This window comes from Opitutaceae bacterium (assembly GCA_041395105.1).
Taxonomy (GTDB): domain Bacteria; phylum Verrucomicrobiota; class Verrucomicrobiia; order Opitutales; family Opitutaceae; genus B12-G4.
This window is the reverse complement of sequence record JAWLBB010000001.1, coordinates 144,265-158,863: the sequence shown is the minus strand read 5'-3', so window position 1 is coordinate 158,863 and position 14,599 is coordinate 144,265. Positions and strand designations below refer to the sequence as shown.

Here is a 14,599-nt window from a genome sequence, read left to right as displayed (position 1 = left end):
TGCTTCAGTTTCCTCTTGCCGTGGCTTCGCGGAGACGAGCGGCCTCATCCAACCGTTCCTGTACCGCGTCGACTTTGCGCTGGATATGGGCCAGTTCCCGGCTCACTTCCCGATCCTCCGGGTTCAGGTTGTAGGCAATACGAAGGGTCTCCAGCACATCGGGCGTGTCTCCTTCAAGCTGGTGATCGACCGCGGCCAGCAGTTTCCAGGCGCGCGCGAGGTCCACGCGTCCCTGAACGTCTCGAACGTCGGGGATCGGTCGGTTGGCCAGGCGAAGCTTCAGCGCCGCCAGGCCATCAAGATTGATGGCGCCGACTCCTTCGGAACGCAGCAATTGCAGGACCATTTCCAGCGAAGCTCTGTCCCTGGCAAGATCATCGATGCCGGCGTCATCGATTTGGGCGCGAAGAGGTGCGACCGCCACGGAAAGAATGGCGAGTACGACGATGAGTAATGAACGATTTGGGAGCTTCATTGGTTATTCGATGGGGTCAGGTTGTGGATCGAGCTTCCACAGGACGGTGGGACGACCGGATAGATGCGCCTGGGACCTGAAGGAAGCATTCGGGAAGCAGTAGGAAGGGAACCTGCCGGGTGGGGGCCCGGCGCGGGTGGACTGGCAAAACGCGGCCGGCACGAGGCAGTGGCCAGCCAGACCGCCGACTGGGGGAACCGGTTGCCGGTGCACGCGGCGAACAAAGACTCCGCGGGCAAGACCGAGCTGATGGTGGGGTAGCCTCATTTCCCTATGACCTCGGCTTTAGCCTATTTTATGGGGGGGCAAGCAATAAGTTGGGCTAATTTCCTGCACGGCTGATCCAGAATCTGCGCAGCATTGGGAACCGTATCCGGTCGGATATCACCCTCTCACGGAGTCGGTGAAAGTCGGCTCTGTTTCTGGAGCATCCCTGATCATCCGTTCGAGGAGAGACTGGATCTGCGCCGGGTCGGCTTGTCCCGGTTGGTTTGGTCTTGGCTTGGGGTGGCCGCGGGCCTTGAATCGGCGGTGATGCGGAGGCTTACTGTTCTTTGTCTGGGTCTGTTTTCCCAGTTCGCTCATCCGGCTGACGCGACCGTCCGGGTGGCGACCTTCAATGCGTCGCTCAATCGGGCTGAGGAAGGTCAACTGATCAGGGATCTTTCGGTGCCAGGAAATGACCAGGCTCAGAAAGTCGCGGCCATCCTCCAGCGGGTGCGGCCGGACATTGTCCTGATCAACGAATTCGATCATGATCCGGATGGCATCGCCTTGGCGGGTTTTCAGACCCATTACCTGGGTATCGGGCAGGGTGGGGAAGAGCCGATTGACTACCCCTATCACTTTGCAGCGGCGGTCAATACCGGCGTCCCGACCGGCGTGGATCTGAATGGAGACGGGAAACTCACTCCTGGAAATGATTCATTCGGCTGGGGTGTTTTTCCCGGACAGTACGGGATGGTCGTCCTCTCACGCTATCCGATCGATCTGGAAGGCATCCGCACCTTTCAGAACTTTCTCTGGAAAGACATGCCGGGAGCTCTTCTGCCGGTCGATCCTGAGTCCGGGTATTCCTTTTACTCGGAGGCGGCTCTTGCGGTTCTGCGACTTTCGTCAAAGAGCCACTGGGATCTGCCGGTGCGGATCGATGACCGGGTGGTGCATCTTCTTGTGTCTCATCCGACCCCTCCGGTTTTTGACGGGCCGGAAGATCGCAACGGAAAGCGCAATCACGATGAGATCCGTTTCTGGGCCGACTACCTGACACCGGGTCGGGACACCTATATTCGGGATGACTTGGGCGGCGCGGGCGGGCTGGCCGAGGGGGCGGATTTCGTGATTCTGGGCGACATGAACGCGGATCCGTTCGACGGAGATTCGGTGAATGACGCCATCGGCAGGTTGCTCGAACACCCCCGGGTCATGAGAGGAATTGCGCCCCGCAGTGGCGGGGCGGTGGAAGCGGCGGATGAGCAGCGGCGGGCCAACGAAAGTCACCGGGGTGATCCGGCCTTTGACACGGCCGACTTTCCCGATGCCCACTCGGGAAACCTGCGGGTGGATTATGTCCTCCCATCGGTCGGTCTGGAGGTGGAGGCCAGCGGGGTATTCTGGCCTCGGCGGGAGGAACCGGAGTCGGCCTGGACCGAGGTTTCCGATCACCATCTTGTCTGGGTCGACCTCGACCTTGGCGACTGAGGTTGTTCGTCTGCACAGTTCCGGCTAAGCCGGATCCTTCCGCGGTCGTTTAGGAGATGGGTGAGTTTACTGACCGCAGAAATCGATCGGATTGGCGCCGGCCTTCCGCTGGTCTACCTGTTGCTCTTTTTCGGAGCAACCGCGCTGATGATCTGGCGGACCGAAACGATGATGGAACGGGGTCTTGAGGGAACGGCCCTCGGCACGCTCATCATGCCCTACAGTTCGGGCCTGGGGAATCTGATCTTTGTTTTTGTGGTCGCTTCGCAGCGTCACGGCGGGCGCGAGGTGGTCGTAAACTGCCTGGTCAACAACGTGACCAATCTGACCCTCCTGATCGGAATACCGGCCGCGATCTGGGGCCTGACCGTGGTGGACGGAAAACGGAGGCGGATTCGGGAGAAGCGCGCCCAGCAGGTCAATCGACTGTCGCTTCTGCTGACCGCTCTGGCGGTAATCTTCTTTTCCGGGACCACCTGGGCGCTCGGTCGGGACGGGTCGCTGGACCTGGGAGACGGGATCGTCCTCATCCTGATTTTCCTCTTCTGGCAGGTCTTCCATGTTTATGACGTGATGAAGACCAACGTGGCGGAACGTCGGGGGATCAGCCCCTTACTGGCGGTTGACGTGACTCTCCTGCTTGTGGGCGCATTCCTCCTGGTGACCAGTCTCGATTGGCTGGTGGCCTGGCTCTCCGGCCTGCAAGTTCCCTGGCTGGGTGAGGATCAACTGGGGTGGATGACCGGCTGGTTGATGGTCCTGCCGAATGCAACACTCGCGGTCTATTATGGGTGGAAGCGGCAGGCGGATGTCGTCTATGCCTCCCAGATTGGCGACGGCCATATCTGCATTCCACTCTGTCTCGGGGTGGCGGCTGTTCTCCATCCGATTCGCCTGCCCGGGGTTTTTGCACCGGGTATGATCCTTCTGATCGGCGCGGCTGTTCTCCACTTCGGGGTCCTCGCCACCTTCGGCCGGGTACCCCGATGGTTGGGGATCGCCTTGATCCTGGCTTACGGCGTCTTTCTCTACCGGGGTGCGCTCTCGTGAACGCCGAATCTTCGGCGCCGCACGACGGATATCATGCCCTGCTCACGCCGCGGCGTCGACTATCTCGAGCGGTGATTCGCTGATGCGGGCGCAGAGACCGGCAAAGGGAACCTGGGCTTTCAGCCACTGGGTGTTGCCCCGGATGCGACTCATGGCGACCTGCGTATTGTTGCAGATCAGGAAGGCGGAGTCGGAGACCTTGACGAAGGCGTCAAAGAGGGTCCCGTGGCCGTCGGTGATGAACTCGAACTCGCCGGCGAAGTAGGTCCGCCCTTCGAGTTGCTGGCGAAGCAGCGCAATGTCCCGGGAGAAAGCAACCGTGAAGACATCGGCGCGAGGGCCGTCGTAGTGCATGACTTGACCCTTACCCTGGGCGACCACGACAAGCGCCCATTCATCGAAGACGGGGCATCCGTAGATTTCATTCATCCGTGAAAGGGCACGTTTGGTCCGGTCTTTGAGCTCTTCGGCCGTCATGGAGACGTCTATCGTCCGGAATCCATCGAAATAAAGCCACCAGTCCCTTTCCGGCGACAGGGTGATCCATTCGCGTTTGACCTGCCTCCGGCCGTGCCTATGCCTTGGCCTTTCCTCCCATGAACCGGGTTCACATCAAAACCTACGGCTGCCAGATGAACGAGCGCGACTCCGAAGCGGTTGCGGCCATGCTGCGCAGCCGGGGATATGCGATCGTCGGAGACGAGGCGGAGGCGGATATTGTCCTGCTCAACACCTGCAGCGTGCGGGATCAGGCGGAGCAGAAGGCGATCGGCAAGGCGGGCTACCTGACGGCGCGCAAGAGGAAGAACCCGCGGTTCATCGTCGGAGTGATGGGTTGTATGGCACAGAACCGGGGATCGGAGTTGATGGATCGCCTGCCCGACCTCGACCTTATCGTGGGAACCCAGAAGTTTCACCAGGTGCCGGATCATCTCGATCAAATCGTGGCGACTCTCGACGGACAGGGTCCGCGGCCAAGCACGCTGATCGACCTTGAGGCCGAGGAAGGGTCACAGGACACGATCCGTGATCATCTGGATCCGGACGGCCAGGTAAGTGCCTATGTCTCGATCATGCAGGGCTGCAATATGGCCTGCACTTTCTGTATCGTGCCAAAGACGCGGGGGCCGGAACGGAGCCGACCGATCGGGGCGATCGTCGATGAAGTGGAGGAACTGGCGGGGGCGGGCACCCGCGAGATCACCCTGCTCGGGCAGATTGTGACCAGTTACGGCCGGTCCATCATCCCGGTGGTCGGCGGCAGGAGTCCGTTTGTGCAGTTGCTCGAGCGGATACAGGAGGTGCCGGGGATCGAGCGGATCCGTTTCACTTCACCACATCCCCGCGGTTTCCGACAGGACCTGGTCGAGGCCATTCGTGACCTGTCCAAAGTCTGCGAGTATGTACACCTCCCGGTCCAATCCGGATCCGACCGCATCCTGCGGGCCATGAACCGGCCCTATTCCCGGAAGCTCTACCTCGAGATCGTCGAGCGATTGCGGGAGGCGGTGCCGGACATCTACTTTTCCACCGACGTGATTGTGGGCTTTCCGGGAGAGACTGACGAAGATTTCGAGGAGACGCGCCGGCTCTTTGAGGAGGTCAACTATGACATGGCCTATATCTTCCGCTACAGCGTCCGGACGGGCACGCCGGCCGAGGTGATGGGCGACCAGATTGATGAAGAGGTCAAGACGGCCCGCAACCAGGTCCTTCTCGACCTCCTGGCCGACCGTTCACGCCAGCGCAATGCCGCTCTCATCGGGTCGGTGCAGGAAGTTCTCGTCGAAGGCCCGAGCAAGCGTCATGGTCGTTACATGGGTCGGACTCGAGGCAACCGCGTGGTTCATTTTGATGCGGATGACCGCCTGATCGGGTCGCTGGTGCCGATCCGCATCGAGCGGGCTTCCACCAGCTCGCTTTACGGGTCGGTCCAATTGACTGGGGTCGATCTCTGACTTTCTCATTTCATTCATGTCCCTCTTTTTCACAACTCTCCTCACCGGTCTAGCCCTGTTGGCGGCCGGTGCAGCCCTCCTCTGGAACGGCAAAGTGATCAGCTCGGTTCTGCGCACCTTCCCTCGTTCGCGCCGCGCGGCCTACGTGACGGTGACGATCGCCGCGATCTGGACCCTTTACCGGATCACCCAGTTGGGTGAGGCCGATTTTGGCCGCTACCGGACCATTCTTTTCGTGGCTTTTGCCGCGCTGGCGGTCTTGTCCTTTCGGTATGTCCCTGACTTTCTGGCGGTCCGGGGAACGGCGGCGCTCACCCTCCTGACGGCGGATGCCATCCTGAATTCGGCCTTCATGCAGTATCAGCTTCCTCAACGACTCTTTCTCGTTTCGGTCGTCTATCTGGCCATTTTCCTGGCGCTCTATCTCGCGGTTGCCCCTTACCGGACTCGCGATTTCTTCAGTTGGCTCTTTGCGACCGGCAGCCGGCCGAGGCTGGTCGGGATGATCACCGCGACCTATGGGCTCGTTCTATTGATTGTCGCTCTGACCTACTGACTCAAGATTCCCCGGATCCCGATCGTGGACAATCCTCCGACTGAAATCCCCCCGGCTCTCCTTCTTGTCCTGTCCGGACCGGCCGGATCGGGGAAAACCACCCTTTGTGAACGATTGGTCGCCGCCTGCCCCGGGGTGGAACGGGTGGTCACTTCAACGACCCGGGAGCCCCGACCGGGCGAAGTGCATGAGCGCGATTATTTTTTCTTCACCAACGAAGTGTTTGACCGTCTCGTCGAGGAAAACGCTTTTCTCGAGTGGGCCAGGGTGCACGACAACCGCTACGGGACCCTTCGCCGGGTGGTTGAAGACAAGCTGATGCACAACATCGACTTGTGCATGAATATCGATGTCCAGGGGGCTTCCAGCCTCAGGAGGGCAGCGGACTCCAATGCGTTGCTGCGCCAGCGCCTGGTCACGGTGTTTCTGATGCCGCCGGACCTCGATGAACTGCGGCTGCGTCTGCGCGGACGTGCCACGGATCCCGAAGAAGAGATCGAGCGTCGACTCCGGACGGCCCTTTCGGAACTGGGCGAATGGGCGAATTACGATTATTGCGTGAGGAGTCGGTCGAAGGACGAGGACTTTGAGGTGATTCACGCCATCTGGCAGGCGGAGAAGCGGCGGGTATCCCGGATGCTTGAGCAGCCCGATCCGCGGGGTGCGGGTTCATGATGGACTGGTTGGGGGTCATCGCGGCGGCAGGCTGGTACCCCGGCGTCTTTCTGTCCGGATACGCCCTGGCCACCCGCCTGGGTCTGTCCCGACCGAATGATCGCGGCGTTCTGGCGCCGGCCATCGGGCTGACTCTCTGGACGGTTCCCATGCTTGTCGCCGGTGCATTCGGGTTCTTCCATCCCTGGGTCTTCGGTCTGTTCGGGTGGATGGTGGCGGCCCTGGCAGGCAGTCGTATCAACTGGCGGGACGACCTGGCGAAACTCGAAATGTCCGGGATGGGCTGGCTGGTTGTCCTTCTGGCTGCCGCCTACGGAGTGCTGTCCCTTGTCTATACCGGGGAGACCTTTCTCGGCGGTCGCGACCAGGGAGGCTATGCCAACCATGCCCTCCATATTGCCCGGACCGGAAGCGTTTGGATCCCGTTTCCTTTCGAGAGCTTTGGCGAAGTTCGGTATCATCCGGTATACTACCTTCAAAATCTCTCGAACCTCAGTTTCATGAGGCATCGGATGGAGGCGCAGTTTCCTCCCATTTACGCGATTTGGATGGCCCAATCGGTCGGCGTCTTCGGGAGGGCGGGAGCCCTCGGCTTCAACCCGATCCTTGCCGCTTTGACTGTGCCGGTGGTCTACCGGATGGGTCGACAGTTTCTGGGCCGGCCGGCCGCGCTCGTCGGGTTGGTGGTTTTTCTGCTGAATCCGGCTCAGCTCTGGATGGCTCGGATCACCCTGAGTGAGATTTCGGCCCAGCATTTTGTGGCCGCCGCCATGCTCTGTCTGACCGGAGGCTGGCTGATTCGACGCCTGCCGGTCGTCGCGATGGGGGGCATCCTTCTCGGGGCGGTATTCTGGATTCGGATCGATGGACTCGTTTTTGTCCCGACCCTGGTCGTGGCTCTGGCGGCCGTGTTGATCTGGGGTCAGTGCGCCCCGGCCGCTCTTCCCTCAGATATCCGCCTGATGCTGCTGGCAGGGTGCGCGGCCCTCTCGATCGCTATTGGAGGGGCAGGCGCTTATGTGGTCTTCACGGAACAGTACTTTGACTCCATTGCCCCTCTGTTGCTGCGAATAATCGTTCTGACCCTGATCCTGCTTCCCTTGGCCGCGCTCTTCGTCTTTGGGCGAATTCGCGAGTTTGTCACCGGGATAATGGGGAATCGGTGGGTGGCTCTCGGGTTGACCGGTCTGATCCTTGCTCTGATTGCCTGGGCCTACCTTGTTCGCCCGATGACGCCGCCTTTCGATATGATCAGCCCGCTGAAAGGGCGGAGTTTTCGGGAAGATACCCTGGTCAATCTGGTCGCTTACCTCTCCGAACCGGCCGCCTTGCTCGTCCTGCTCGGCCTGGTAGCCGCAATCTGGCAGCTTCTCCGGAATCGGTTGAACCCGGCCTGGATCCTACCGCTGGTGATCTGGATCGGCTTCTCGACGCTCTATCTTTACGATCCGAGCATCTACCCCGATCACCCCTGGGCCATCCGGCGTTTTGTTCCGGTCACCCTCCTCGGCTGCGCCCTGCTGGCGGGATTGGGATTCGAGGTGCTGACCCGGCGCTTGAGGAATCGGACCGGTCGTCTCTATGTGGCCTTTGGGACCTGTCTGTTGCTGGCACTGGTCATGGCGCCCCGGTCATCGGCGTTCTTTTTCTTCAAGGAGAACCGTGGGTCGGATTCGTTCCTTCAGGATCTCGCGGCGCGCATCGAACCGGATGCTCTTGTTTTCGCCGACACCATCACGCTCTTTTTTGATCCACTTTATCCGGGACTGGGTCTCCGGGTGGTTCGCGTCGACCTGGGAGACCCGAAGATGCCCGCCTTGATTCGGACGATTATCGAGGAAAATGTCGTTCCGGGCGGGACTGTTTACTACCTCACCCAGACCAATCGAGATTACCTGATCCCTTACGAGAATAAGGAACGTCTTCATCTGGAATTCGATTTCATTGCTCCGACGACGGCGCCACCGCCGACCGAAATTGCGCACGCCGACTATTTCCTGACTCTCTATCAGTCGAAATCGGCACCACGCGATCCGGCATTGGGCTACGGCAATGTCAGGGTCGGCTACACCGCAGTGCCCGGAGTCGAGGAAGCAGGGTTTCATGGAGATGAGTCCAATGAATGGGGACCCTTCCGCTGGACCGATGGAGCCGCCCGACTGCGGATTCCCCTGGAGGAAGGCTATTGGCCGAAATCCCTGGTCTTTGACATCCGCGACGTGCCGCCTTTGGGGGATGAGGTTGTCTTTCGGGTCAACGGAACCGAGATCTATCGCCAGTCTCTGGCGACCGCCCCTGGCCGCCTCGAAGTGGATCTGCCGGCATCGCTTCGCGATCGCACACTCGATCTGGAGATACTCAGCGGCACCATTGTCCCGGCGGAGATTCCCGGACGGGGTGGGGATGAACGCCGTCTCGGAATCCGCCTCCATGGGATCACGCTTTCCGATCAGCCTGCTTCGAAGGGGACCTTCGAGATCGGCGTCTCCTCAAGAGCGGATGAGGTTGAGGGAGGTTTCCATGATCTTGAGGTCAATGAGAAAGGACCCTTTCGCTGGACCGACGGCGCGGCCTGGGTGGAAATGCCCCTGCCTGCCGGTTATGTCGTCCGTCGGATCGACCTCGACATCCAGGATTTGCCGCCCGACGGGACCAGGATCGAATTGCAGCTCAATGGCGAAACCGTCTTCGGCGAGGGATTCGTAACCCCGCCCGGCCGGATCTCAGTCCCCATCATTGATTTCCCGCCGGCCCGGGCTGGAGACAGCCTTCGACTCGACCTGAAGAGCGATTCCTTCCGGCCGATTGATCTGGGCATGGGTGCCGATGAACGGGTTCTGGGCCTGCGGGTCCACCAATGGACCGTGACTGACCGCGCGGCCGGACCGGTGCCGTGAATCCGCCGGATTGAGGCGAATTCGCCCCAGAGACGGTCTCCTGAGGCGTTCGACCGACGCGTGGCGGCAGGGTGCCGCGGCTGCAATCCGGATTCTCCTGCCGGCCCTCCGTCAGTAGGGCGCGATTCCCACGAGGCTCAGCGACAGCTCGATTTCGTTGGAGACCTTGTCGAGGTTCTGCCCGGGATTGATCCCGAAAGCATCCCGCAGAATGACGAAGCTGGACCGGAGGACGAGAAGATCGCCGTCGCTGTCCGTCCCGCCACGCGCTTTCAGCTTGCCCTTGAGGTAGGTGATCTTGACCGGCACCGTCATCTGTTTGGTGACCCCCTTGATCGTCAGGTTTCCGGTGAGGTCGACCACGGTGCTGTCGTTGACGGTACGGGCGTTGGCGGCGGCTACCGCTTCGAAGACAATGTTGGAATGAGCCGCCGTATCCAACCAGCGGGGACCGACAAGATGCCCCTGCATGGTGCTGTTGGGGACGGTCAGCGAGTTGACATCGAGGACGATGCTTCCAGCGATGGAGGTCGGATCATCCGGATCGAAAGAGACGTTTCCGGTGATGCCGGTCGCCGTCCCGTTGATTGATTCGAGGGGGGCGTCGAGCTGGAAGACGATGTTGTTGACGCCCTTCGGATCCTTGAAATCGAAATCAATCGGAGCGGCTTGAGCGAGGGACAGGCCGAGCGAGGCTCCGGCCAGAATGGTGGTGATGGCTGTTTTCATGTGAGTCGTTTCTCTTCTGATTCTGCAGTCTCGTCCGTTTCGTTGTTGTTGTCGTTGTTTTGGGTTGAAGGAATGGGGCCGGCCGGGGGGGCGGACTTGAGGGGTTCAACCGACAGGGGAATCTCCCGCTGGATCTCTCTTCGGCGGCGGAACATGAAGGAGCTGCTGAAGACGATGACGGCAGCGAGGCCGGACAGGCCGAGGAAGTCGACCCCGGGCACGAACCGCATCTCCTTGACTGGATATTCGATCCCGGTGACCGGATCCAGTTCCGTCCGGGTGACATAGCGCTGTGTCCAGCCGGAATGGGCGCCCTGGGTGAACCAGAAGAGGGCGGTGGAGAGAATGATGGCCAGGGCAAACAGGCGAATGAACGATCTCATGGTCGGAGGTTTTGGAATATGGAGTGAGGATGCCACGGGCGCAAGCGACCGGGTGGATTTCGTTGGCGGACGGGATTGGCCCGATGGCCGGGAGAGGCTGGCGTTGCTTTTATCCGGATCGGAGGATGAGCGGGTCCAGGCGCACGCCTGGAGGGAATCTCGATTGCAGGGAGAACGGTGAACATCCTCAGCCGACAAGTGTTTCCGCAAGGAAACTCACCGGATGATGGATTCGAACCTGCGAGCAACGGGAGGCCTGATGACGACAGGAGAACCCGGTGGCGAGGATCGGGATCTCCGTGGGCACCTTATCGAGGATGGGCCGCCATTGCTGGTCGAAAATCGCATGGGAAGTGGCGGCGTGTTCGACTTCATGCCCGTAGATTCCGGCCATTCCGCAGCACCCGACGCTTTCGATTTTCAACTCAAGGCCAAAACGGGCAAAGATGGTCTTCCAGGCCGATGTCAGACTAGGATCCCCCGCCGATTCCATGCAGTGGGGGAGAAGGACCGCGCTTGGCGCGGCCGCTTGGGCAAGGGAAACCACGGGGTCATTCACGGTTGCAAGCAACCATTCCTGAAGAGTCCGCACCTTGAGCCGGCGGGCCTCGGTCGGTCCGAAACGGATGTATTCATCCCGATAGGTCAGGGCAACGCTGGGTTCGATCGCCACCAGTTCGAAACCGGCGTCCTGAAGGGGGCACAGCAGTTCCAGATTCGAGCGGATGACCTGCCGCAACCGGTCGAGGTAGCCCTTGATGTGGAGCGCTTTGCCGTTTTCGAAGAAGGGATGCACGAAAACCCGGCACCCCTGCCGGCGGATCAGGCGACAGGCGTCGATCACCACCTCGGGCTCAAAAAGGGAGGTGAAGGCATCCTGAAGCAAAATGACGGTTCGGTCCGAAGGCGGAACGAGTTCGCCGCCGGATCGACCGTTGAAGAAAGAAATGCCCGCCCGCGTCATCCTGGATTTCAACGCCGGTACGCTGAATTCCGGCATATCGACCAACCCGACTTTCCGCATCAGCGCCTGGACCATGGAGGACTGGCCGACTCCGCGTGCCAGCGGGGCCAGTCCGGAAGCGAGTCCGGCCACCCGCTCGAAATTCGAGAGAATGAAGTCGCGCAGCGTGCGCCTGTTCTCCTGGAAGTAGGCTTCCTGAAAGCGCGCTTTGAAATCGGGGATGTCCACGTGGATCGGGCATTGGGTCACACAGGCCTTGCAGGCGAGGCAGCCGGCCATGGCGACTTTGACTTCGTCGGCGAATGGCCCCTTGACCGGCAATCCCTGCCGTAACCATTCCCGCATGACCATGGCCCGGCCCTTCGGGGAATGGATCCGGTCGCGGGTTGCCTTGTAGGATGGGCACATGACCGAGGAGACCGACTCGGTGAAGCAGGCGCCGTTTCCATTGCAGTCAAAGGCCTTCTCCCAGGCCGTGCGGAGCCCGGACGGGATGGTGCGGTCGATCTGGCCGCGCATGGGTGACTCGACCGGCAGGACGGATTCACCTCGCGAAAGCGGGGTGACGATCTTTCCGGGATTGAGTCGGTTGTCGGGGTCGAAGGCCTCCTTGACCCGGCGCAGTTCGCGGTGCAGTTCGGGTCCGAAGAACTCGGGGGTGTAGGCGCTGCGGAGTCCCCGGCCGTGTTCGCCCCACATGATGCCGTGGTGCGTCTTCACCAGGCGGACCACTTCGTCGGAGATGGTCCGGACGAGGGCTTCGTCGGCGGGATCGACCAGATCGAGTGCGGGACGCACATGCAGGCAGCCGGCATCGACGTGTCCGTACATGCCGTACTCGAGTCCGTGGCGGTCGAGGAGTTGGCGGAATTCGCGGACAAATGCGGCGAGTTCCTCGGGAGGCACAGCGGTATCCTCGACAAAGGCGACGGGTTTGCGTCGGCCGGGCAGGTTTCCGAGCAGGCCGACTCCGCGCTTCCGGACTTCCCAGAGATCGGCGATTTCCCGGGGATTTTTCGTCCGCAGATAACCGATCACCTTGGGATGGGGGGATTCCGCAGCGTCAAGCGCACGCAGGAGACGGGCAACCGCGTCCTCGATCACCCGGGCGTCATCGCCGGTGAACTCGACGAAGTTGGTAGCGCCGGTGCCGCGGCCGATATCCTCGCCCAGCAATTCCCGAATCCGGGGAAAAATCTCGTCCTCGCGCAGACGTTCGAGGATCTTCTCATCCAGCGTTTCCACCGCGGCGGGCTGGTGGATGGAGAGGGGGCCGGCATCATCGAGGGCGTCGAGGAAGCGGGCGTACTTCAGGACGACAACCTGCCGGAAGCGCGGCAACGGGGTCAGACGCAAACGCGCCCGCACCACCATGGCGAGAGTGCCCTCGGATCCGCAGATGAGCGGCACCAGGTTGAGGCGGCCGCTCGGACTGCGGACATGGGCCAGGTTGTAGCCCGTCATGAACCGGTTGAGACGGGGAAAGACCCGCTCAATTTCGGCGGCCCGGGTTCTGACGACCTCCTCCACCGTCCGGACGATTCGAGCCAGGGACGGGTGTCCCGCGAGGATGCCGCTCAGCTCCTCCGGTTCCCAAGATTGTATCCAGTGGGTGGATCCATCGGCCAGCGCGATCTGCAGGGCGATGGTGTGATTGCTCGTCCGCCCGTGGATGCGGGAGCCCTGGCCGCAGGCGTCGGTCGAGATCATCCCGCCGAGGGTGGCCCGGCTGGAAGTTGAGACATTCGGGGCGAAGAAGGCGCCAAGTGGCCGGAGGGCGGAATTGAGGTTGTCAAGGATGACCCCCGGGTCGACCTCGACCCAGCCTGCATCGGAATCGATGGTGTGGATGCGATTGAGAAACTTGGAGCAGTCCACCACAATTCCCTCGGTCAGGGATTGGGCGTTGGTCCCGGTCCCGCCCCCCCGGGCCGAGAAACTCAGGCCCCGGAAACGCTCCTGCGAGCCCAGTCGGAGCAGTCGGCCGACATCGTCGGCCGAACGAACATGGACAACGGCGGCCGGGAGGAATTGATAGATGCTGTTGTCGGTGGCATGGACAACCCGGGTGGCGAGGTCGCGACGGATCTCACCGGTGAATCCCTCACCCTGAAGAGCGTCGAAAAACGCGTCGATATCGGGTGGTGAGGCGGTTTGGTGTGGGCTCGAAGACAGGGCCGGCATGCGTTGCCCATGATCCTGCCTGGCGCGATTGGAGGCTCAAGGCCGAATCAGGGAAACTTCCCGGGGCTTCAGCGTGGGTTGCCGTCAGGCGGTTGACGACCCGGAGGGCAGGAATGCCGTCAAAAGGGCTGAGCCCGGCCGGAAGGCGGAGTCCGGCGCTTCAGGCGCAGCGCCAACACTGTGGGGGCGGCCGGAAGCCGACTGACGGATGGCACCCGTCCCTCGTTTCAGTAGGTCATCGGTTCCGGCGCTTTCTGGGGCAGCCAGTTGGCGAGGATATCGATGACCGGTGAGACAAAGGCCGGCTCGTTCCGGTTGTAGGTCCAGGAAGTGAAAACACCGGCTGATCCGACAACGAGGAAGGCGAGAAGCACGTAGGGATTGACCCGGGACGTGTATTTGATCGCGATAAGGATCGCCAGGACTCCAACCAGTAGAAGTACGAAGACGGCGACAGCATCCAGGGGGAGGCCACCGACGGTGGGGAGACTCTCGATATAGTGATTCATCCGGGTAGCCTTCAGGCTTGTTTAGGGCTATCGGCACTTTGAGCCGGGAGTTTAGCCCCGGGATTCCGGGTCGGTCAGACCTAAGGCCGGGGGTCGGGTTTGATCCATCCGGAGTCCCCGTCGGCGTAGTGTTCTTTCTTCCAGATGGGAACCCGCTTCTTGACCTCGTCGATGATCATCCGGCAGGCGTCGAACCCGGCGGAGCGGTGCTTGGAAATCACGCCGACCCAGACGGCGGACTCCCCCAGGCCGAGTGAGCCGGTGCGGTGGACGCACACGGCGGAAAGGATGGGGAACCGGGCCGCGGCTTCTTCGACGATCCGCGTCCCTTCCTTGAGGGCCAGTGGACCGAAGGCCTCGTAATCAAGCCGGGTGACCTCGCGTTGAGCGTTGTAGAGGCGGACTCGCCCCTCAAAGGTGACGAGGGCCCCGGCCTCATGGTTCTCCAGTTCTGCCCCAAGGCGGACGGGGTCGATCGGATCGGTCGAGAGGGTGAAGGAAATCATCTGTGCCCTTGA

General features: G+C 61.4%; 13 protein-coding genes. 6 read left to right on the top strand and 7 right to left on the bottom strand.

Features of this window, described 5'->3' with window-relative positions:
• Positions 1-4 precede the first annotated feature (4 nt).
• Positions 5-475: a hypothetical protein gene (locus tag R3F07_00690; GenBank protein MEZ5274877.1), complete on the bottom strand. Its 471-nt coding sequence runs from the start codon at positions 473-475 to the stop codon at positions 5-7.
• Positions 476-1,009: 534 nt separating this feature from the next.
• Between R3F07_00690 and R3F07_00685 the strand changes: the two genes are divergently transcribed.
• Both R3F07_00685 and R3F07_00680 read left to right on the top strand, forming a co-directional pair.
• The gene (locus tag R3F07_00685; GenBank protein ID MEZ5274876.1) at positions 1,010-2,176 is read left to right on the top strand and encodes an endonuclease/exonuclease/phosphatase family protein; all 1,167 of its coding nucleotides are present in this window, start codon (positions 1,010-1,012) and stop codon (positions 2,174-2,176) included.
• A 60-nt stretch (positions 2,177-2,236) separates the two neighbouring features.
• Positions 2,237-3,226, top strand: a complete 990-nt coding sequence (locus tag R3F07_00680; protein ID MEZ5274875.1) for a sodium:calcium symporter — start codon at positions 2,237-2,239, stop codon at positions 3,224-3,226.
• A gap of 42 nt (positions 3,227-3,268) precedes the next feature.
• Here the strand turns inward: R3F07_00680 and R3F07_00675 are convergent, their stop codons facing one another.
• Positions 3,269-3,703, bottom strand: coding sequence for a hypothetical protein (locus R3F07_00675; GenBank protein ID MEZ5274874.1), 435 nt, complete (start codon positions 3,701-3,703; stop codon positions 3,269-3,271).
• A 119-nt stretch (positions 3,704-3,822) separates the two neighbouring features.
• Here R3F07_00675 and miaB point away from each other — a divergent pair, with 119 nt between their 5' ends.
• Genes miaB through R3F07_00655 form a run of 4 tightly spaced genes read left to right on the top strand, consistent with a single transcriptional unit; the run spans position 3,823 to position 9,312 of the window.
• A complete protein-coding gene (miaB, locus tag R3F07_00670) occupies positions 3,823-5,184 on the top strand; it encodes a tRNA (N6-isopentenyl adenosine(37)-C2)-methylthiotransferase MiaB (GenBank protein MEZ5274873.1) in 1,362 nt (453 codons plus the stop codon).
• A gap of 16 nt (positions 5,185-5,200) precedes the next feature.
• Entirely contained in the window at positions 5,201-5,740 is a 540-nt protein-coding gene (locus R3F07_00665) for a hypothetical protein (protein MEZ5274872.1), read from the top strand.
• 24 nt (positions 5,741-5,764) lie between these two features.
• The gene (gene gmk, locus R3F07_00660; protein ID MEZ5274871.1) at positions 5,765-6,415 is read left to right on the top strand and encodes a guanylate kinase; all 651 of its coding nucleotides are present in this window, start codon (positions 5,765-5,767) and stop codon (positions 6,413-6,415) included.
• Positions 6,412-9,312: a hypothetical protein gene (locus R3F07_00655; protein MEZ5274870.1), complete on the top strand. Its 2,901-nt coding sequence runs from the start codon at positions 6,412-6,414 to the stop codon at positions 9,310-9,312. Before gmk ends, R3F07_00655 begins: the two co-directional genes overlap by 4 nt.
• Before the next feature lie 111 nt (positions 9,313-9,423).
• On the opposite strand, the gene R3F07_00650 is transcribed toward R3F07_00655, so the two are convergent.
• The 5 genes from R3F07_00650 to R3F07_00630 form a co-directional block, all read right to left on the bottom strand.
• Positions 9,424-10,041, bottom strand: coding sequence for a YceI family protein (locus R3F07_00650; protein ID MEZ5274869.1), 618 nt, complete (start codon positions 10,039-10,041; stop codon positions 9,424-9,426).
• Positions 10,038-10,424 (bottom strand): hypothetical protein, encoded by a 387-nt coding sequence (locus tag R3F07_00645; GenBank protein ID MEZ5274868.1) that lies wholly within the window; start codon positions 10,422-10,424, stop codon positions 10,038-10,040. Before R3F07_00645 ends, R3F07_00650 begins: the two co-directional genes overlap by 4 nt.
• Before the next feature lie 187 nt (positions 10,425-10,611).
• On the bottom strand, positions 10,612-13,572 hold the full coding sequence (locus R3F07_00640; protein ID MEZ5274867.1) for an FAD-binding and (Fe-S)-binding domain-containing protein: 2,961 nt from the start codon (positions 13,570-13,572) through the stop codon (positions 10,612-10,614).
• A gap of 227 nt (positions 13,573-13,799) precedes the next feature.
• Positions 13,800-14,081, bottom strand: a complete 282-nt coding sequence (locus R3F07_00635) for a hypothetical protein (protein MEZ5274866.1) — start codon at positions 14,079-14,081, stop codon at positions 13,800-13,802.
• A gap of 80 nt (positions 14,082-14,161) precedes the next feature.
• The gene (locus R3F07_00630) at positions 14,162-14,587 is read right to left on the bottom strand and encodes a molybdenum cofactor biosynthesis protein MoaE (protein MEZ5274865.1); all 426 of its coding nucleotides are present in this window, start codon (positions 14,585-14,587) and stop codon (positions 14,162-14,164) included.
• Positions 14,588-14,599 lie beyond the last annotated feature (12 nt).